19 protein-coding genes are annotated in these 20935 nt (G+C 45.5%); 8 read left to right on the top strand and 11 right to left on the bottom strand.

From position 1 onward, the window contains the following. Positions 1–90 precede the first annotated feature (90 nt). Together J7545_RS20335 and J7545_RS20330 are read left to right on the top strand one after the other, a co-directional pair. On the top strand, positions 91–984 hold the full coding sequence (locus J7545_RS20335) for a PhnD/SsuA/transferrin family substrate-binding protein (RefSeq protein WP_318701524.1): 894 nt from the start codon (positions 91–93) through the stop codon (positions 982–984). A 69-nt stretch (positions 985–1053) separates the two neighbouring features. Next, positions 1054–3408 carry a response regulator gene (locus J7545_RS20330; protein WP_318720065.1) on the top strand — a complete coding sequence of 785 codons (2355 nt, stop codon included), beginning with the start codon at positions 1054–1056 and terminating at the stop codon, positions 3406–3408. A 158-nt stretch (positions 3409–3566) separates the two neighbouring features. Here J7545_RS20330 and J7545_RS20325 read toward each other — a convergent pair whose 3' ends face one another. The 3 genes from J7545_RS20325 to J7545_RS20315 form a co-directional block, all read right to left on the bottom strand. Then, a complete protein-coding gene (locus J7545_RS20325) occupies positions 3567–4187 on the bottom strand; it encodes a heme-copper oxidase subunit III (RefSeq protein WP_413038708.1) in 621 nt (206 codons plus the stop codon). 127 nt (positions 4188–4314) lie between these two features. After that, positions 4315–5973, bottom strand: a complete 1659-nt coding sequence (ctaD, locus tag J7545_RS20320; protein WP_318701522.1) for a cytochrome c oxidase subunit I — start codon at positions 5971–5973, stop codon at positions 4315–4317. A 93-nt stretch (positions 5974–6066) separates the two neighbouring features. Further along, positions 6067–7065 carry a cytochrome c oxidase subunit II gene (locus tag J7545_RS20315; protein ID WP_318701520.1) on the bottom strand — a complete coding sequence of 333 codons (999 nt, stop codon included), beginning with the start codon at positions 7063–7065 and terminating at the stop codon, positions 6067–6069. A gap of 571 nt (positions 7066–7636) precedes the next feature. Here J7545_RS20315 and J7545_RS20310 point away from each other — a divergent pair. Both J7545_RS20310 and J7545_RS20305 read left to right on the top strand, forming a co-directional pair. After that, on the top strand, positions 7637–8548 hold the full coding sequence (locus J7545_RS20310) for a heme A synthase (RefSeq protein WP_318701519.1): 912 nt from the start codon (positions 7637–7639) through the stop codon (positions 8546–8548). Between the two features lie 114 nt (positions 8549–8662). Continuing rightward, positions 8663–9646, top strand: a complete 984-nt coding sequence (locus J7545_RS20305; protein WP_318701518.1) for a heme o synthase — start codon at positions 8663–8665, stop codon at positions 9644–9646. Between the two features lie 74 nt (positions 9647–9720). Here the strand turns inward: J7545_RS20305 and J7545_RS20300 are convergent, their stop codons facing one another. Beyond that, positions 9721–10323: a Uma2 family endonuclease gene (locus tag J7545_RS20300; RefSeq protein WP_318701517.1), complete on the bottom strand. Its 603-nt coding sequence runs from the start codon at positions 10321–10323 to the stop codon at positions 9721–9723. 77 nt (positions 10324–10400) lie between these two features. Beyond that, the gene (locus J7545_RS20295; protein WP_318701516.1) at positions 10401–11849 is read right to left on the bottom strand and encodes a glycosyl hydrolase family 57; all 1449 of its coding nucleotides are present in this window, start codon (positions 11847–11849) and stop codon (positions 10401–10403) included. 68 nt (positions 11850–11917) lie between these two features. Here J7545_RS20295 and J7545_RS20290 point away from each other — a divergent pair, with 68 nt between their 5' ends. Both J7545_RS20290 and J7545_RS20285 read left to right on the top strand, forming a co-directional pair. Next, positions 11918–13126 (top strand): FAD-dependent monooxygenase, encoded by a 1209-nt coding sequence (locus tag J7545_RS20290; protein WP_318701515.1) that lies wholly within the window; start codon positions 11918–11920, stop codon positions 13124–13126. A gap of 13 nt (positions 13127–13139) precedes the next feature. Then, positions 13140–13346, top strand: coding sequence for a hypothetical protein (locus J7545_RS20285; RefSeq protein WP_318701514.1), 207 nt, complete (start codon positions 13140–13142; stop codon positions 13344–13346). Here the strand turns inward: J7545_RS20285 and J7545_RS20280 are convergent. Then, complete coding sequence (locus J7545_RS20280; RefSeq protein ID WP_318701513.1) at positions 13327–13956, bottom strand: Crp/Fnr family transcriptional regulator; 630 nt, start codon at positions 13954–13956, stop codon at positions 13327–13329. The genes J7545_RS20285 and J7545_RS20280 overlap by 20 nt on opposite strands. A gap of 106 nt (positions 13957–14062) precedes the next feature. Here J7545_RS20280 and J7545_RS20275 point away from each other — a divergent pair, with 106 nt between their 5' ends. Continuing rightward, a complete protein-coding gene (locus J7545_RS20275; RefSeq protein ID WP_318701512.1) occupies positions 14063–14494 on the top strand; it encodes a DUF2127 domain-containing protein in 432 nt (143 codons plus the stop codon). 49 nt (positions 14495–14543) lie between these two features. Here the strand turns inward: J7545_RS20275 and J7545_RS20270 are convergent, their stop codons facing one another. From J7545_RS20270 to J7545_RS20250, 5 genes are all read right to left on the bottom strand, one after another. Beyond that, entirely contained in the window at positions 14544–15800 is a 1257-nt protein-coding gene (locus tag J7545_RS20270) for a SufS family cysteine desulfurase (protein WP_413038709.1), read from the bottom strand. A gap of 112 nt (positions 15801–15912) precedes the next feature. Next, positions 15913–17292, bottom strand: a complete 1380-nt coding sequence (gene sufD / locus J7545_RS20265; protein WP_318701510.1) for a Fe-S cluster assembly protein SufD — start codon at positions 17290–17292, stop codon at positions 15913–15915. Position 17293: 1 nt separating this feature from the next. After that, positions 17294–18061: a Fe-S cluster assembly ATPase SufC gene (gene sufC / locus J7545_RS20260; protein WP_318701509.1), complete on the bottom strand. Its 768-nt coding sequence runs from the start codon at positions 18059–18061 to the stop codon at positions 17294–17296. Positions 18062–18063: 2 nt separating this feature from the next. After that, entirely contained in the window at positions 18064–19500 is a 1437-nt protein-coding gene (gene sufB / locus J7545_RS20255) for a Fe-S cluster assembly protein SufB (protein ID WP_318701508.1), read from the bottom strand. 147 nt (positions 19501–19647) lie between these two features. Next, on the bottom strand, positions 19648–20019 hold the full coding sequence (locus J7545_RS20250) for a ferredoxin-thioredoxin reductase catalytic domain-containing protein (protein ID WP_318701507.1): 372 nt from the start codon (positions 20017–20019) through the stop codon (positions 19648–19650). A 168-nt stretch (positions 20020–20187) separates the two neighbouring features. On the opposite strand from J7545_RS20250, the gene sufR reads away from it, so the two are divergent. Continuing rightward, positions 20188–20883 carry an iron-sulfur cluster biosynthesis transcriptional regulator SufR gene (sufR, locus tag J7545_RS20245; RefSeq protein WP_318701506.1) on the top strand — a complete coding sequence of 232 codons (696 nt, stop codon included), beginning with the start codon at positions 20188–20190 and terminating at the stop codon, positions 20881–20883. Positions 20884–20935: the final 52 nt, after the last annotated feature.

Here is a 20935-nt window from a genome sequence, read left to right as displayed (position 1 = left end):
AACGATAACCTCACTTAGAGAATCCATCTTCTATACTGGGGCCATCTATGTTCGTTTTTTCTCCTTGAGAGGATAACTGGGTTGAAGACCATGAAAAGACGTTATTTCCTAACCTTCTCCCTCGGACTGTTGGTTAGTTGTGCCGCAAGCCGGCAGACTTCAGATAATACCATCCCTGTGGACAATGCTTCTGTAGCCCCCTTAAAATTAGCCATTAGCGATGTTCAAGGACTTGAAGACCTCAAAAGAGACTATGAACCCTTTCGGGTTGCCTTAGAGGAAAGCTTTGGGAAATCGGTAGAATTTTATGCAGTTGATAGTTATACAGAAGTTGCTTCAGCCTTGCAAGCAGGAGCAGTAGATCTATCAATTATTGGGCCTTCTGAATATGTGTTAATTCGCGCTCGGACAAATGCCATTCCTGTGATTGGCATTACTCGACCGAATTATCATGCAGCGATCGCCCTTCCCCCCAACTCGCCAGTACAATCGATCCCAGATCTACAAGGGAAAACCATTGCCATGATCAAAGTAGGTTCTACTAGCGGTCATTTAGGGCCAACTGATATGTTTGTCAGTGCGGGACTCGATCCCAAAACTGATTATCAAGTCAAAATGTTAGGTCGAGAAGGCTCCTTAGCCGCACTAAAAAATGGGGCAGTAGAGGCTTGGGCGGGGCCAATTACCGATTATGAAGACTTTTTAGAAGCAGAAGGGGTTTCTCCTAGTGAGTTTCGCCTCTTAGCTAAGGGGCCTGCTCTACCCAGTGATGTATTAATTGTCAATAGTCGGATGAAACCAGAGGAAGTAGAAAATCTGCGCGATCGCATCTTAGCCGATCAAGAGACAATCGTAAGAGCTTTAGGGTTTACCACAGCCAACAAAAGTAAGTATAAAGCCTCTACATTAATTGCTGTAGACGATCGAGATTACGATATGATACGCAATGTGTATCGCGCGATCGGAGAAGGGAATTTCCTCTAAGGTAATTGGTCTTTTTCGATCTCAGAAGGCTTGAGTATAGCAATAGTCAGTAACTCCCTACGTTGGACGATGATTGATCGATTAAACCAGTGGTGGACTAACTCATCCTTCAGGGATCGGGTAGTCAAGCAGATCAATCATCTGAGTATTGGTCAGAAAATTGCGATCGGATATGGGTTCTCCTTGGGAGTTGCCATTTGTGGTTCCTTAGCTGGGCTGTTTATTGGAGAATATTATCAGCATAGAGCAAATGAAGAATTGGCGATCGCCTCGCGCCAACAACTGCTCTTAAAAGATCAGGAAAATGCCATCCTCGCCATCCGCTTACATCCCCAAAGACTCATTGGCATCCTCGGAGATACAATTTGGTTTAGCTATGAAGCGGATAAATTTATTGCTGATATCAACCGGGTAGAAAAAGCAAACCAAGCCTTTGAGCAGTTTTTGCAAAACTATGCTTGCGCTTCCGATGTCGATCTGCCAAAATTGCAAGACACCCTAGCCAGATATCGTCAGGTAACCCAACAGTATAAAGCTCTCATTCTCAAACTTTGGCAACAACTTGACCCCCCTAGTCTCACCGCCAACCAAATTGCACCCGCACGGCAAACAATTATCAATACTCTCACCTCCCAAGAAGCCACAAAAATTGAAATTGAATTTGACCGCTTGCTAGAAAATTTGGTTTGGATTGAAGAAGTCATTGATAACCAATATCACAGAGCAGAACATGAACGCATACAAGCCGAATATCTGCGGCGGTGGATTATTGTTGTCAGTATTGCCAGTTCTCTCCTCCTCTCTAGTTTACTGGTTTTCTTAACCAGTTCGGCGATCGCTCGTCCCCTCCAGTCCCTAGAACAAGTTGCCACCCAAATTACCCAACAGTCTAACTTTAACCTCCGTTGCCAAGTCACCACCCAAGATGAAGTTGCCACCGTTGCCCAAGCCTTTAACCAACTAGTAGAGCGCATCAGTATCTATACCCAAGAACTCGAGCAAGCTCGCGTCGCTGCCGATGAAGCCAATCAAGCCAAAAGTGAATTTCTCGCCAACATGAGTCATGAACTGCGAACTCCCCTCAACGGCATTCTCGGCTATACCCAAATCATGGAACGTACCCAAGACCTCAATACCCAACGCCACGGAATAGAAATTATTGAACAATGTGGAACTCACTTACTCAATCTGATCAACGATATCCTCGATTTAGCCAAAATTGAAGCCCGCAAACTCGACCTCATTCCCCAGGAATTTCATTTGCCAGCCTTTCTTTCGGGTATCGCAGAAATGTCTAGAGTTCGTGCAGATAAAAAAGGAATTCAATTTCAATATAGCGAACACCCAGGACTACCCAAGGCCGTAATGGCAGATGATAAACGTTTGCGTCAAGTCCTCTTAAATCTCTTAGGAAATGCGATTAAGTTTACCCATCAAGGGCGCACCATCTTACAAGTTTATCCCCTTGAAGACTTACCGACAACTACCGAAAAAAACCTCTGGTTAAGATTTAGCATCCAAGATACCGGAGTGGGCATGAGCTTAGAGCAAGTACAAAAAATATTCTTGCCCTTTGAACAAGTCGGCTCGAAAAGTCAACAAGCCCAAGGGACTGGACTCGGTTTAGCCATTAGCCAACAAATTGTACGCTTGATGGGCAGCGAAATTCAAGTCACCAGTATCCTTAGTCAAGGGAGTCAATTTTGGTTTGATTTAGAACTACCTAGGGCTGAATCTTGGGGCACCGTTATTCATCAAGAACAGAACGAAATTGTAGGCTATGTTGGCCACCGACGCAAAGTGCTGATTGTTGATGATAAGGAAGTCAATCGACAAATGCTACGAGAAATGTTGCGCTCTCTAGGTTTTGACTGTTGCGAAGCGTCCAATGGAGAAATGGGATTAGCTCAAGCACAAATATTCCATCCCGATCTGATTATTACCGATTTAGTCATGCCCATTTTAGATGGTTTTGAAATGACCCGTAGACTTCGCACTCAACCCCAGTTTGAAGGGCTCACGGTTATTGCTTCGAGTGCCAGCGTCTTAAGTCAAGATCAAGTCGCCAGTCTTGAGGCTGGGTGTGATGATTTCTTGAGTAAACCGATTGATTTTCAGCAATTGTTTTCTCTGTTGAAAAAGTATCTATATTTGGACTGGGAAACTCGCTCTCTAGTCCCTTCCAACCCGGCTGTTGAACCGATCAATCTTCCAAAATCACAAGAAATCCCGCCTCTAGAATCGTTGGAAAAAATTATTGAAGTGGCGAAAATTGGCGATATTGAGGCTATTGAAATAGAGGTAAAAGCGATTCAAAAAAACAATATCGGTTATCATGGATTTTGTCAGCAAATCATGCAAAAACTGGATGAATTTGACGATCAAGGGATTATTCAATTGATCAATGGTTATACGAAGGGTTGATGTTAGCCTTTTTTCTTTACGATAGCAGTGAATGAGCGAGTAAGGACGATTAGGTTATGATTTGGCAATAGGCACGAATAGCAATAGGAAAAAGGAAAAACAGGGTTTTTGCCAAAAACCCTGTTTTTCCAACATGATGTGGGCAAATAGTGGATTATCTACAGGATATATAACAAGGTAAACAGGACAATCCAGACCACATCAACAAAGTGCCAGTAAATCTCGGCGGCTTCTACACCAAAGTGGGACTCTTGGGAATAGTGACCGGAAACGCGCGATCGCCACAATACACCCAAAATTAACACTAATCCGAACAAAACGTGTAAACCATGGAAGCCTGTCAGCACATAAAACGTACTGGCAAACACATTATCGGTTAAGCCAAAGCTGAGATGGAAATACTCATACAACTGTCCGATGAGGAACACAATTCCCATGAGGGCAGTAATTCCAAACCAGAGTCGGAGTCCTTTTTCATCACCTTTATTTTTAATCGCATCCCCAGCCTTATGAATGACAAAACTACTGGAAATCAGAATGATGGTATTAATGCCAGGTAGAAGCAATTCCAGTTCTGTGCCTTCCGGTTGCCAGTCGGGTGAGGTGAGCTTAAACGTAAGATAAGCGGCAAACAATCCCAAAAAGATCATCGACTCCGCAATCAGGAACATCAGAATCCCGAATATGCGATGATCTGGATGTTCTTCATGATGGGATACCCCGTGAGTTTCTTCGGCATATCCCATTACAGTTGCTGTGGCTTCAGCAGAACTTTGCATACAAAAATCCTCCAATTAGGGAATAGGGAATAGGGAATGGGGCGTTGGGAGAAACCGGGTTTCTGGCAAGTTTTGCGATTCTATGCCAGATTTTCGTAGAAACCCGGTTTCTAGTTTCCGTGCCCAACTAAGCAGAGGGTTTCATTTCTGCTAACAATTCATCCACCGATTTTTCCTCTTCTGATTCTTCAGTATCAATCCCATAATCATAGGGGCCAGACCAAAGAACGGGGGGTTCTAAGAAATTTTCCACTGGCGGTGGAGAAGCGGTTAACCATTCTAGGGTTAAGCCATTCCAAGGATTAGCCGGTGCAACAGAGCCAGCTAACCAACTCCAAGTGGCATTAATTAAGAAAGGCAAGGTGGAGATAGCGAGAAGAATTGAACCCACTGTACACACCATATTAATGGTGGCAAATTGAGGATCGTATTCGGCTACCCGGCGAGGCATTCCTTGTAAGCCTAACCAATGCATGGGGAGGAAGCAAAGGTTAAAGCCGAGGAATGTTAGTACAAAATGTACTTTACCCCAGGTCTCATTGAGCATTCTGCCGGTCATTTTGGGGAACCAGTGATAAATCGCACTATAAATGCCGAAAACACTGCCCCCGAATAGGACATAGTGCAAGTGGGCGACGACAAAATAGGTATCGTGAACGTGGATATCAAAGGGGGCAGAGGCTAACATGATGCCGCTTAAGCCACCCACCACGAAGAGGGAAACGAAGCCGAGGGCAAATAGCATGGCACTGTTGAGCCGAATTTTACCGCCCCAAAGGGTGGCGATCCAGCTAAAGACTTTGATTCCAGTAGGTACGGCGATGATCATGGTGGCAACCATGAAGAACATCCGCAACCATCCGGGAGTGCCGCTGGTAAACATATGGTGGGCCCAAACAATCAAGCCCAGGAAACTGATGACGAGACTGGAGTAGGCGATCGCCTTATACCCAAAGATAGGTTTACGTGAATGCACGGGAATAATTTCTGAAATTACACCAAACAGGGGGACAATCATGATGTACACCGCTGGATGGGAATAAAACCAGAACAGGTGCTGATAGACAATCGGATCGCCGCCACCGGTGGGATTAAAGAAAGAAGTCCCCGCCATTAAGTCAAAGGCTAACAGGACCAGTGCGCCCGCTAAAACCGGGGTAGACATCAAAATTAAGATGGAAACGGAAACAGTTGCCCAGCAAAATAGGGGCATATCATAAATCCCCATGCCAGGCATTCTCATGTTCACAATTGTGGTCATGAAGTTGATCCCCCCCAGAATGGAAGAGGTTCCCAACAACAGCACACTGATAATCCAAATGAATTCCCCTGCCTTATCGCCTGTCGTACTTAAGGGAGGATAGGCAGTCCAGCCTGCTCCAGGAGCGCCAACAAAGAAACTTGACATCAACAAAATGCCCCCTGGAATAATTAACCAGAAGGCAACAGCGTTGAGCCGAGGAAAGGCCATATCCTTAGCCCCAATCATCAGAGGAACCAGGTAGTTGGCTAAACCGGCACCAGCAGGAACAATCCAAAGGAAAATCATCACGGTTCCATGAACCGTAAACAAACCGTTATAGAGTTCGCGGCTGACAAAATCCACTTCTGGAGTGGCTAATTCGGTACGGATACCAACGGCTAAGAGTCCTCCGAGAATGTAGAAAACAAAGGAGGTCACCAGGTATTGCATCCCGATTATTTTGTGGTCGGTGCTGAAGCTTAAGAAATCTCGCCAACTGGGACGATAGGCTTCAACAGCGGCTGATTCTTGTGGTTGTGACATAGATATTAGGGAATAGGGAATAGGGAATAGGGAATAGGGAAACCAATTTTTCCCTTAAAAATCCCCCTTTTAAGGAATGAGCTAGACCTGAGATTACAGGGAATGATGGTGTTCATTGCCCATAGTGCCCATGGCTTTGAGGGCACTCTCGTCCATACCCATTTCTTGGGTATAGGGCGCTAGATATTCCTCGGAGGAGAGGTTGGCTACTGGGGTTCCCAGATTTTCTCCATCCACTGAGGCGATTTGCTCATTTACCCATTGGTCAAAGTCTTCTGCGGATTCAACGATGGTTTGGGTTCTCATCCCTCCATGGTAGGAACCGCACAATTCAGCGCAAACAACGGGATAGGTTCCCGGTTCTCTGGGGCGCAAGCGCAGTTCTGTTTCCCGACCGGGGATGGCATCTTGTTTGACCCGGAATTGGGGTATCCACAGGGAGTGAATCACGTCAGCAGCTTTAATGTTCAGTTGTACATCTCGGTCTACAGGCATATGTAGGTCTCCACTGACAATGCCGGTTTCTGGATAGGTAAAGATCCAAGCATATTGGAGACCGAGAACATCCACAACGAGATCGGGGGCTTTGCCGATTTCATCGGGATCTGCGCCAATACCGATCGCCACTCGACGATTTGCTTTTTCCAGTGTCGGTGCTTCTTGTGACAGGGACGCGGCGATCGCAGCTCCCTCTATATGGGCTACCTGTTGACCACGATCGTGGGATGCCATCGGATCGAGTCCGCCCATATTGGTATACACATCGAAGCTATAGACCCCCAAGCCTAAAACAATCATGGCTGGAATTGCTGTCCAGACAATTTCTAGGGGAATATTGCCTTCAATCGGGGGACCATCCGTTTCGTCTCCCGGCCGCTGGCGGAAGCGCACGATCGAAAAGATCAGAATACCCTGAACCAGTAAGAACAGACCGATGGAAATGGTCATCATAGTATTAAATAGTCCATCGATCCAGGGCGCTTCCTCGGAAGCAGCTACAGGCATCAAACCATGATTTTGACCAAACCAGAGGCTGATCAGAGTTAAGAGAATACCAGCAATTAGGGTGATAATGTTACTCGGAATATTCACAGTGATTATGCTGATCCATCTTCAAGGGGTTGAACGTTTGACATCCTCACCGGGCGCTGTTGCCACGGTGATTCCTAATTCATGTCCGCGAAGCGGAAACCTCACGTTAGCGAGAGCTACCCTCCGCAGGAGGCTTTAGGTTTCTGCTTCTGAGAACTGCCTCCACCCTAGTCGCGAGTTTATGGTTTATGTTCGCTCCACAGACTATTCCCGCGAGCCACGCGGTTCTGAAGCATGAGATCCCTTTTTATAAAGAAGAGAATCTTCACTTCTCTACTTACGTTAGAGCAGGTCTTCTCGATCCAGGCGTTATCCTAAGCTATCCTTAATACTTTTTTCAGGAATGGGGAGACACTCCAGACGCAAAGAGAGTCACTTACCCATTACCGATGATTGAGAATCGAAAGAAAAACAAAAGCCTGGCTGGGATTGGCGATCGCCTGATTACAGTAGTAGACCAGTGGCATTAGGCCAAATGGTCTTACCCTCTATTTTCGGTTGGTGAGCATTCGCTCACGAATTGTTTAACATGGATTGATAATTTATTGCATAAACGAACGTGAGTAGGGACATGGCTAATTTCACTCTCCATGAACAAATAGAATCCAAGCATCAAGTTCACCCTAAACAAAGAATCCTCAATTTAGTCGTCAAGCTTGTAGTAGCCACCGTACTTTTAATGGCAGTGGGTAGCGCGACTCGGGTGATGAATGCGGGTTTAGCTTGTCCAGATTGGCCCCTGTGTTACGGAACCTTAGTGCCAACCCAACAGATGAATCTACAGGTATTTCTGGAATGGTTCCATCGTTTGGATGCCAGTTTAATTGGCTTAGGGGCAATTTTCCTCATGGGTTTATCCTGGTGGTATCGTCAGGAACTCCCCCAATGGTTACCCTGGGCTGCAACTGGGAGTTTAGGGCTAGTGGTCTTCCAAGGACTACTTGGAGGCCTCACAGTTACTCAACTCTTGCGGTTTGATATTGTGGCCGCTCACCTGGGAACTGCTCTCTTATTCTTCCTCAGTCTGGTCATCATCTGGATGTTATTGTTACCCTATAACGGCACAGGAGCAACCGGGAAACTGCCCTGGATCGGCACAGTAGCGGCCAGCTTGGTCTACATTCAAAGTATTTTAGGAGTGCTCGTCGCTTCCCAATGGGCCGTTCATCAATGCTTAGGCGGAAATCAGCTTTGTGCAATTATGCATAGCCATATTGCTGGCGTACTTCCTCCCTTGATCGCCACTGCTATCCTGATTATCTGGGCCCGACGTACTCCGGCGCTGCACCCCCTGCTACGGCGCTTAATTCACTATGCAGCAGGTCTTTTAGTCTTACAAATTCTGCTGGGAGTGGGGACGTTGTGGTTACATCTACAAGTGGAACCCCTAACAGTTGCCCATCAAACCATTGGCGCATGTTTATTGGGGATTTTAACTGCCTTTTCAGTTTTAGCATGGCGCGATAATGCTCCGAATCACTGAGGCGATAAAACTCCGTTTCGCTTCGCGATCGCCACATTCTCCCCGATCTCCAGTAGGAAAAACATTTCTTTGATCACTAATGCCCTATATCAGCGCGAAGCGCCATATCGATCTATGCAAGACACCGCAAGACTTTCCATCTCTTCTGTTCAACACGCTCTTCTGGAGACCTGGCGCAATTACTATCAACTCACTAAACCTCGTATTATCCCCCTACTCCTGATTACCACAGCCGCCAGTATGTGGATTGCTTCAGAAGGCAAAATCGATCCCATCCTCTTACTCGTTACCCTTACTGGGGGAACCTTAGCTGCTGCGTCCGCCCAAACCCTCAACTGCATTTATGACCTGGATATTGATTATGCGATGATACGCACGCGCAAGCGTCCCCTTCCTTCTGGAAAAGTCCAACCGCGACATGCACTAATTTTTGCCTTAATTCTGGCTGGATTATCCTTTGGATTATTAACCCTATTTGCTAATCTGCAAGCCGCTCTTTTGGCCATGATGGGCATTGTCTTTTACATGGTCGTCTATACCCACATGCTCAAGCGCAATACCCCCCAAAACATTGTCATTGGTGGAGCGGCTGGGTCAATCCCTCCCTTAGTGGGTTGGGCCGCAGTTACTGGGGAATTAAGTTGGGCAGCTTGGTTATTATTTGCCTTAATTTTCCTTTGGACTCCACCCCATTTCTGGGCTTTAGCTCTGATGATTCGGGAAGATTATGCCACTGTAAACGTGCCCATGTTACCTGTGGTAGAAGGGGAAGAAGTGACCACCGAGCAAATTTGGATCTATTCTTTATTGGTGGTTCCCGTTTCGTTGATGTTGATTTATCCCTTGGGAGTTTGTGGAGCAGTCTATGGCGGGTTTGCTTTGGTTTTAGGAGGAATTTTCCTTCAAAAAGCTTGGGTTTTATACCAAAATCCCAAGGATCTGCCGTTAGCCAAATCCATGTTTAAGTATTCGATTTTGTATATGATGGTATTGTGTACGGGAATGGTGATCGATAGCCTCCCCATGACCCATCAGATGGTACAAGCTTGTACCGGTCATTTAGAGACGTTGATGGGTATGGTGTTGAGTATGAGTTAAGATCATTCATCTCTGTCTGTTCTCTGTTGTTTGTTTTGCCCGCTACGGCGGGTTTTTTAGTGATAAAATAAGCTTTAACTCAAGGGGCGAAGGCGATCGCGAAAATCCATTACTGCATCGAATTGTTCGCTAGGTTTGACATGACTGGCTAAGAGAGATACATCTAGGTTGGGGAGAAGCTCACTTTTGGCGATCGCCTCATATCCTGTAGAGTGCAAGTGATACAACGAAAACTTCCCCTCTTTCCATTGCCACACTTCCTGGACTCCCAAACCTTGATAAATCTGCAATTTATCCACCATACCGCTTGTGACGACCACTTCGATCGCTAGATCCGGGAATTCTTTCTTATGATCCAGACAGTAACACTCATCGGGTTCCAGTCCTCTTTGCGCCATCTCCTTACGAAACGTCGCTGAACCGATAGCATGAAAACGAATCCGCGCTTCTTGAAAGTAGGCTTCCAAAAGCATTCCAATCATTTTTTTCAGTTCTTCATGCTCTGCGGAAGTGGCCATAATTTCGAGGACTCCTTCTAGGTAACTCAGTCGCAAGTTAGGAAAATCATTTCCCAGAGTGGCTAACAAGAGTTCATATTGCCGCCAACTGACTCCTGACAAAACTAGGCGTTGTTCGGCAGTGGGGAGGATAGAAGGAGAGACGGCAAAAGAACTCATAGGCAATCTCTATTCTTACAAGCGATCGGGTTATACTACTTTGATATTAACATCTGTTCAGAAAAGTGCGATCGCTCTTAATCATGTAGGATCTCCATTCCCCGCTCGTACAACATCTTTGCATAATCCGTCCAAGTTCCCTGTCCCCAATAGCGAAAACAACTGGTTTCCAGCAGTAGAACATAGAGCAGCGCCTGTTGATAATCTTCCTGTTGAGTAACGGTTGAATCTTGGGCTACTAAACCCTCATACTTTTGATGAAACAAAGCACTTAAATGATGCATCGGTTCTAAGACATTTTCATACCCTTTTATCCAACTCAGATCGTTTGTCCAAGAGGCTCCATCCAGATGAAAATTGGGGTCATTTTCCTTTAATTGATTTAACATCCCTTGCACTTTCTCTGGATTCACATCATCCCCCAATTCTTGCCAGATTCTATGCTGCTGTACAGCCTGACAAACGGGATAATCTTCTGGCTTCACTCCGGCACTTTCGAGTAATTCTAAATATTCTGTCCCATTCAAGCCAACAACTCCATTATTTTCTTGACCATTGCCTTTAATCTGATGCCATACCGGATGAAAATCACGGGGATACTCATTCATCATCACACCCCCATTTTCACCATCAGCAATTTGAGTGACACAACTAGGCAAATTCACATTTCCCAAGGTTCTTCTAGAGCGCGTTTTCGCTTCATGATAGGGTTGCATTTGTGCGACCAACTTCGTATCTGAACCTTGAGTTTTAATCAAAGCGATAATACTGATTTCTTGCCCTTGGGAATTGCGAGCAATTAAACAATTGGGCACATATTTATCGTCCCGATCCAGAGGGCTGCCATCTAAACGCTCAACTGAATGTTCCTGTACCAATAACCAGCGATAGCCACATTCTTTTAAGGCTTTAATATATTCAAAGAGGGTATCTGGATGGTTGGGAAGATGCATTTCTGGTGGCGAAAATCCCTTAACTCGCTTTAGAGCTTCTGTACCAAAAATTGCTCTAAATTGATGCTGCCATGCCAGAATATGCAATTTAAGATCGGGAATGGGCGTAGAGGGAACTACGGCATGACTCCACATCGTTCCCAACCATTCTACACAATCAGAATAAGGGGATTTTGTCAAGATTTTTAGAGAGTCTAGAATATCCTCGCGCCCCATTTGTTGTAATCCCCAAAGCAGGTTACCGGAATAATCCAACATGATGCGTGGATGACAGCCTTGATTAACCAATTCTGGGATAAATTCTCCCATCCGTTGATAACACCAAGCAAAGGGAGCTGCGTTGTGATTATCTCCTTCTTGGAGATGCTCAAACATATAGTGTAAATTGCTGATCAATGCCCCATTTTTCCCTGCGGGAATCGTCGGTTGGTGCATATGCAGGGCACAAGCAAAGGCAGCACTAATCTGGTTGATATTCCAGGTTGCAGAGCGATAAATGGAGGTTTGTTCTTGGACAATGGCGCTAATTTCTGCTTCTGAGCCACAGATAGGAGGTAAGGGAGTGGGATTCATGGGGTTTAGACGGCGATCGGATTGTGATTTACAATTATTTTATTCCTTAAATCTATAGGGTATCAGTCATGACCCCAAAAGTAATTATTATTGGTGGTGGTATTGGTGGATTAACCTGTGCTATTGCCTGTGTCCAAGCTGGATTAGAGGTAGAACTCTATGAAAAACGGACATGGGAAGGCATGGTATCGGGGCCGGGAGGTATTTTTATCCAACGCAATGCCATGAGTGTCTATGAGAAATTGGGCTTGGCTAAAGCACTTTATGAAAAAGGGGGGAAAATTAAGAAAGGGGGCTTTAGCAATGCACAAGGAAAGCCTTTATATATTAACTCTCCTGAGTTTGTTAATTGCTCGGATTTAGGGGTTTGTCTGGGTCGTCCTGTCTTACAGAAACTGTTATATGATGCACTGCTGTCAGGTATTGTGCAAACCAACAAGAAGTTTGTGGAGGTTAGGGAAAAGGAGGAAAAAATCGAGGTTTGTTTTGAGGATGGGGAGACAACCTGGGGTGATGTTTTGGTTGGTGCGGATGGACTCTATTCTCAAGTTCGAGTATCTTTGAATGCAGACGAGGTGCTAGAACCCCCGGTGTATAGTGGGATGCGATGTTGGCGTGGATGTTTTAACCCAGAAGGAATTAATTTTAATCCAGAGTATAGTTGGATGGAATATTGGGGAAAAGGCAATCGCCTCGCTTATTTTACCATAGGCGACGGTCAACGCTCCTTTTATGCCTTTGATAATGTGCCTCTAGAGAGTCCTAGGAGTCAACCCGGAACCCGAAAATCGCTCTTGCGCCAACTGTTTAAACACTACAGCTCACCAGTGCCTCAAATTATTGAAGCCCTTGAAGAAACCGATATTTATGAAGATAACATTTATGACCGTTTACCTCTAACCCCAGTTTGGGGCAAAAATCGAGTTACCTTAATTGGAGATGCTGCCCATCCTGTGCAACCGAGTATTGGTCAAGGGGGATGCATGGCCATTGAAGATGCCTATGAATTAGTGTACTCAATTAAAACTTGTGCCGATTTATCCCAACTTGCTCAAACTCTACGACAATTTGAGCAACGCCGTACACCACGCATTACCCAAGTGTTTGAATCTTCGCGCCAAATCAGTTCTTTGGGTCAATTAGAAAATTCTCTGAGTTGTCAGGTGCGGAACTGGATTTACCGCTTAACACCGACTTGGTTAGGAGATTTACAGTTTAAGTGGTTGTTTGATTATCAACCTTCTGGGCAATATAGTGCTTTGCGGGGTAATGAGTAATTAGATAGTGGATGTGAAAAAAACTGAAATTATTGCTTTTGAAATGATGAGCAATGGTGGGAGTCGAAGAATCCGAGAATCGATGGTGTTACTGGGGTTAGCAATTGGACTGCTGGAAATGGGTTTGGAGCGCGATCGCACTTCCAATAATACCACAGTCGGCACTTGGTTTCTTGCCCAACTCCAGAACTCAAGCGCAATTAACCCTTCTGGAGAGTAATATGACGCTCCGAGTCTAGGGTTAACCATTGATCTTGGCGCAGCTCTTTCATTAACCGAGTGACGGTTACCCGGGTTGTGCCAATGGTTTTGGCTAAATTCTGATGGGTTAACTTCACCGGTAAGCGTATACCTCGACCTTCTTCAGTGGGTTGGCCCATTTCGTGAGCTAATAATAACAGTAATTGTTCTAAGCGCTCTTTTACGCGTCGATAACTGACTAAAGCCAGAATTGATTCAGTTTGCCGTAAACGACGACTCAATTGCTCCCATAAACTGCTGCATAAGATGGGAGATGTTTCAATTTCGGTCAGGGTAAAGCGCATTAAACCGACATTCGACAGAGCAATAGCTTGATAACTTTCAATCCGGGTTAAGGGTAAACCAAAGGGCATAGAAGGGACTGCGAAGCCTAATAAGGATTCCTCACCATTGGTTTGAATGGAACTTAAACTCACTACACCCCGACAGACCACCCAAATATCACTAGAATTGAGGGGAATTATTTGCCCACCAACAAAGTCTACTAAACTCCGACCTTGATAGAGGTCTTCAAGCAGTTCACGGAATTGGATTTGAGAATTACGGGTAGGCAGAAGTGAGGAAACCATACAAAAGTCCTAGTGTATGAGTTAATGTCGGTTCCCTTACTAGTCTAGGACGTTACATTCATAAACAGGTAATCTTCAGGTTAAGCTTTGGTTGAGAGGGTGCTAAATGGCTGTTCTAGCGATCGCCTCGGCTTGGAGTTGGAGAAATTATGAGGCGATCGCCCAGTGGGCAGAAGACTACTTGGTTAATGGAGAATACAGCACCATTGAATGGATTGTCCATTACCTCCTCCATCATCAAGTGTCCGAACTGCAATGGATTGCCAGAATTGCTAGTGTTTATGCCCTAGGATTAGGCACAGCAACCCTAGGGTTATGGTATGGAAAATCCTGGGGAAATTTCCTCGTTATCCTATTAGCTGGGTTACCTCTACCGGTGGAAGTTTGGCAATCGATTCACCATCCTTCCGTTAATCATGTCATCCTTTTAGGGTTGAATTTATTCGTCTTTTTCTATTTGCTCAATCATCTCCAGCAGCAACAGAAAACAGCAAACAGCAAAATTGTCCCGATCTCTAGCAGAGAAAGAGTTGATTAGGACAGAACTGTGAAGCACTCTAGCAATAGCTATACATTTCGGCAGTGCGTTACAAAATACTTTTGAAAAACGCTAAAGTCTCTTTCAGAGCAACAATAAAGCGATCGATTTCTGCAAACGTATTATAGAAATATAAACTCGCTCTAGCGCTGGAATTAATCCCTAAAATTCGGTGTAAGGGTTGAGTACAATGGTGTCCGGTACGAATTGCTACGCCCGATTGATCCAACAGAGAGGAGATATCATTAACGTGAATCTCGCCCGTGGTAAAGGTTGCTAGAGAAGCTCTAATCTTGTTTTTCCTCGGTTTTGGGCCATAAATTCTGACTTCGGGAATCTGTAGGAGTTGCTCAAACAAGTAATCGGTTAACTCCAATTCGTAGGCGTGTATTTTGTCTAATCCAATACCGGTTAAATAATCGACGGCTGCACCCAGGGCGATCGCCTCGGCAATGGCAGGGGTTCCGGCTTCAAATTTATGGGGCAGTTCGGCATAGGTGGCGCGATCGAGAAATACTTCAGCAATCATTTCCCCACCCCCCAAAAAGGGCGGCATCGCTTCAAGTAATTCTAATTTGCCATACAAGAACCCAATGCCAGTAGGACCGCACATCTTATGACCAGAAGCCACTAACCAATCACAGTCAATGGCTTGAACATCTAACTTTAAATGGGGGGCACTTTGGCAGGCATCAATTAAAACTTTTGCTCCGATTTTATGGGCTTCCTGCACGATGTCTTCCACTGGATTAATACAGCCCAATGTATTAGAACCATGGACAACTGTAACTAATTTGGTTTGGGAACTGAGCAAGGACTTAAACTGCTCAAAATTGAATTCTTCCGTGTCTGTTAGCTCGACAAACTTTAGGACTGCGCCGGTTTTCTGGGCAATCATTTGCCAAGGCACTAAATTACTATGATGCTCCATCACCGAAGTAATGATTTCATCCCCTGGCTTTAATGTATTTAATCCCCAAGCATAGGCAACGAGGTTAACCGCTTCACTAGCATTCCGGGTAAAGACGATTTCATTACGCGATCGCGCATTCACAAACCCTGCAACCTTATCCCTAGCCCCTTCATAAGCTTCTGTAGCGCGACAACTGAGTAAATGAACCCCCCGATGCACATTGGCATTATCTCGCTGGTAATAGTGCTGTAAAGTCTCTAAAACAACCCTGGGTTTTTGGGAAGTCGCCGCATTATCCAAATACACTAAAGGATGTCCGTGAGCTTCCTGATGAAGAATAGGAAAATCATCTCGGACAAGGGCAGCTAGGGGTTTGGGCTGGGTAAACGTCATCATAGGGTTATGAATAGAGAATGATTAGGGAAAGTTTGGGGGATGGGGAGATAGGGAGATGGGGGGATAGAGATGTTTTATTTCCCCCCTTTTTTAGGTTGGCTCACACAGATCAAAAATGAGTCCGGCACGAGAGACACTGAGCCAGGGTAGTTTGCAAGGAAGTTAGGGGAATACGAGATAAAATATCATTGGCAAAGGCATCAATTAACAAATGACGACTCGCTTCTTGAGATAAGCCTCGACTTTGTAAATAAAAGACCTCTTCCTCTTCTAACTGACTCACCGTTGCCCCATGGGAGCATTTGACATTATCGGCGGTAATTTGCAGTTGGGGTTTGGTGTCTACTTTTGCTTTGTCTGACAAAATTAAATTGCGATTGAGCTGCTGGGCATTGGTTAACTGAGCAGCTTTAGGCACAAAAACTTTGCCATTGAAAATAGCATGGGCATTCCGATCCACAATGCATTTATGCAGTTGGTTGCTGTTGCCATTGGGATACAAATGATTAATACTACTATGGGTATCAGAGCATTGTTTGCCGGTGATTTCAGTTAAGCCATTGAGAGTCGTTTGGGTTCCTTCTCCCTGCTGGATCGCATCAATGGTGTGACGGGATAAACCCGCCCCTAGACTAATGCCATTCAGGGTATATCGACTGTCGCGGTTTTGGAAAATTGCGGTTTTGCTGATGTGGATACTTTGCTGTCCTTCTTGCTGAATGCGAGTATGGTTAACCTGGGCGTTATCCTCTAACCAAACTTCCGTAACTGCATTACTGAAATAGGGCGTAATTCCGGGAGCGGCGGGACAACTGCTAATGGTAACGTACTGTTCAACTAGGGTAACAGAACTGTTCGCTCCAGCAACCACTAAAGTCCGAGGACTGGCAAGTGCCGGTTCCCCATTCTCCGCCGATAAAAACAGCACATGAATCGGCGTTTCGACAACCTGATTGGCTGGTATCCAAACCAGCGCCCCATCCTGTAAGCTGGCGCTATTTAGGGCAGTAAACACCTCTTGAGTCCCCGGTTGTTTGCCCAAATAGGGATTGAGTTTAGCTTCCGGAACCACCCCTGATAAGAGATGGGTGACGGTTTCTAAATTCACGCCAGAGAGATCCGAGAGATCGGGAGAATACACCCCATTGACGAATACCAGGCGACTGTTTGCTGCCTCGGGTAGGATAAAGGGCGTAATATCAATCTTGAGGGTTTCCTCCGGAAAAGTAGCGGGTTGGAAATTCACCCCCAAGAGGCGAGAAATATCTGTAAACCGCCATTCCTCATCCTGGGAGCTGGGGAACTGAAGTTCCGAGGCGATCGCCGCTCCATATTCCCGTACTGCTTGAATTAAAGACACCAGAGCTGGATCGAGTTGCGGGCGATCGAACCCTAGACGAGTGTTCAGAAGCTGTTGTACGGCTTGAAATCGGGGACTTTCCCGATTCAGATCCATGGAGGCGATCGCCCCAACTGAAAGCGTATTCATCCTACTTCACCCCCTGTAGAGCTTCCTCTAGAATCCAGTCATATCCCCTAGATTCAAGTTCTAAAGCCAACTCCTTATCCCCCGTGCGTAAAATTCGGCCATCTGCCATCACATGCACATAATCGGGGACAATATAATTCAACAACCGTTGATAGTGGGTAATCATCAACACTGCATTATCCGGACGCGTCAATTGATTAACCCCATTGGCAACAATTTTCAGCGCATCAATATCCAAGCCTGAATCCGTTTCATCTAAAATCGATAACGTCGGTTCTAGAAGGGCCATTTGCAGAATTTCATTCCGCTTTTTCTCCCCTCCAGAAAACCCTTCATTCACACTGCGGTCTAAAAATGCCGCATCCATTTTTACGACTTCTAACTTCTCTTCTACCAAGTCTTGGAAGTCGAACGTATCCAACTCGTCCAAACCCTCTTGTTTCCGTTTGGAATTATAGGCAACGCGCAAAAAGTCTAAATTACTCACGCCTGGAATTTCCAAGGGATACTGGAATGCCAGAAATACCCCAGAAGTTGCCCGATCTTCTGGTTCCATTTCCAACAAATTTTCACCTTTATAAATCACCTCGCCACCCGTGACTTCATAGGCAGGATGACCGGCAAGAATCTTAGAAAACGTACTTTTTCCAGACCCATTGGGTCCCATAATGGCATGGATTTCTCCCGCATTGATTTCCAGATTTAACCCTTTAAGAATCGATTGTCCCGCCACATTAGCGGTGAGGTTGCGTACTGATAAAATGCTCATCTTTAACCCACTGTTCCTTCTAATTTCAAACTCAATAACTTATCCGCTTCTACCGCAAATTCCATCGGCAGTTGATTAAACACATCCTTACAGAAGCCACTAATCATCATCGAGACGGCATCTTCGGCAGAAATTCCCCGTTGGGCAAAATAAAAGAGTTGGTCTTCCCCAATTTTGGAAGTCGAGGCTTCATGCTCCACTTTTCCAGAATTATTCTGCACCTGGATATACGGGAATGTATTGGCTTCGGCATTATCCCCAATCAGCATGGAATCACATTGGGAATAGTTTCTCGCCCCTTCTGCCTTCGGGTTAACCTTGACCAAACCCCGATAACTGTTGGCAGAACCACCGGCAGAAATGCCTTTAGAAATAATCCGGCTGCGGGTGTTTTTGCCCACATGAACCATCTTGGTTCCTGTATCGGCTTGCTGCTTATTGTTAGTGAGAGCAACCGAGTAAAATTCGCCGACGGAATTATCGCCGACTAACACGCAACTGGGATATTTCCAGGTAATTGCAGAACCGGTTTCCACTTGAGTCCAGGAAATCTTAGAATTGACTCCTTTACAAATTCCTCGTTTGGTCACGAAGTTATAAATTCCGCCTTTGCCGTTTTCGTCTCCTGCATACCAGTTTTGTACGGTGGAATATTTAATATCAGCATTATCTAACGCGACCAATTCCACGACTGCTGCGTGCAGTTGGTTCGTATCGTACATCGGAGCCGTACAGCCTTCCAGGTAGGAGACCTGAGACCCTTCATCAGCCACAATTAAGGTGCGCTCAAATTGTCCGGTATCTCCACTGTTAATCCGGAAATAGGTGGACAGTTCCATGGGGCATTGGGTATTTTTGGGAATATACACAAAGGAGCCATCACTAAATACGGCACTGTTGAGAGCCGCAAAGTAATTGTCTCCGACGGGAACTACGCTACCAAGATATTTTTCTACCAGTTCGGGATAGTCATGAACGGCTTCGGAAATGGAGCAGAAAATTACACCTTCTTTGGCGAGTTTTTCCCGGAAAGTTGTAGCAATAGAAACGCTATCAAAAACGGCATCAACGGCAACGTTAGAGAGGCGTTTTTGTTCGGACAGGGGAATACCGAGTTTCTCGAAGGTTTCTAGGAGAGCGGGGTCAACTTCATCGAGACTTTTCTTTTTATCTTGCTGTTTCGGTGCTGAATAATAGCTGATGTTTTGGTAGTCGATGGGGGGATATTGAAGATGGGGCCAATTCGGTTCCTTCATTTCTAGCCATCGACGGTAGGCTTTGAGACGGAAGTTGAGCATGAATTCCGGTTCGTTTTTCTTGGCGGAAATCAGGCGGACTACGTCTTCGTTTAGGCCGTTGGGGATTTTGTCGGTTTCAATGTCGGTGATGAAACCGTATTTGTAGGGTTGGTTGACTAGGGTTTTAACGCTAGTGGACATGGTGGGTGTTCTCTACTGACTGGTGGGACAAGGCTGGGTGTATTAAACTTCTTGCAGAAGTCAGGGAATAGGGATAAGAAGGCAAGATTAGTCCATTACTATTTATTTTCTACCCACTTATGCAAGAGGTCTATTCCTTGATGAGCTTTAGGATGTTGTGACGGAGTTGGTCGTACCACGAATTTGATCGATGCTGATATTTCTTTCTGTGCCAACAAAGGGATTATCTTCGGTGAGGAAGAGCATACAGTGGCATTCTTTGCGCTCGCGCATGGGGACGCAAGGGCAGTTCCAGTAAGCGGCTTTGGCTTCGGCTTCTTTGTCTTCATAGTGACGACAGGGGCATAGGGGAGCGCCAAGTTCGTCTTTGTGTTTGGCGAGTCCTTCGATGACGACGGCTGTGATGCTCAGGTCGGAACAAAAGTAAGTGCCGGTATTGTCCGCATATTTTTCGGAAAATTTCCGCATCGCTTCTAGACTATGCTCTGTGGCTTGTTGGGGTTGGGATGATAGGGTCATGGGCAAATTTTTAATGAACGAACAGAATTAAACTGAGTATAATGGGTTTAAACAACTTGATTGTTGCTTTACTTATGATTTTAGCGTAGTTTAGCAACAAGTTTGTTGTCAAATTCTAATTTTGGCATCATGTGTACGCTGTAGTGGTGATTAAGTTTTGTGATGATCATGGGAATCGCTCACCAAATCTCGACGAAACGGACCATTCTGGAGTACCTACTCAAGGATGGTCGAGCAACAGCTTTGGGCTTGGCCGAGGCGTTGGGGGTTAGTCCCCAAGCGATTCGGCGACACCTGAAGGACTTGGAAGGGGAGGAGTTGATTGAGTATGAGGTTGTGCATGGGGATAAGGAGGGAAATTCTTCGATGGGACGGCCCCAACATTGGTATTCCTTGAGTCGAAAGGGGCGCGATCGCTTCCCCAATAATCACGGTGAGTTTGCTGTGGCTCTTCTGGATACTTTAGCGGAAACGGTGGGCAAAGACCAAGTGAGGTCGATTTTACAGAAACAATGGCAGCGTAAGGCGCAAGTTTACCGCGATCGCCTCAGAAATGGAACGATCGCCGAACGAGTGGAGAAGTTGGTGGAACTCCGACAGCAAGAAGGCTATATGGCCCAATGGTATGCTGTAGAACCGGATGCCCAGAATCCGAATGGGGCGACTCGATTTATGCTAACTGAACATCATTGTGCCATTTCGGATGTAGCAGAATCGTTTCCGACGGTCTGTGGCCATGAATTGGAGATGTTTTCGGATCTGTTTCCTGATTGTGAGGTGGAACGCACCCATTGGATTATTGATGGAGAACATCGCTGTGGTTATTTAATTGCACCGCTGATGAATGCGGCTGAATCAGCTTAAGTTTGGGCGATCGTTCCAGAAATTTCAATTAAATAAACCTTACGTTTCTCAA

It is taken from the genome of Roseofilum sp. SBFL (assembly GCF_017746885.1).
Lineage (GTDB): Bacteria > Cyanobacteriota > Cyanobacteriia > Cyanobacteriales > Desertifilaceae > Roseofilum.
This window is presented reverse-complemented; position numbering and strand designations above follow the sequence as displayed.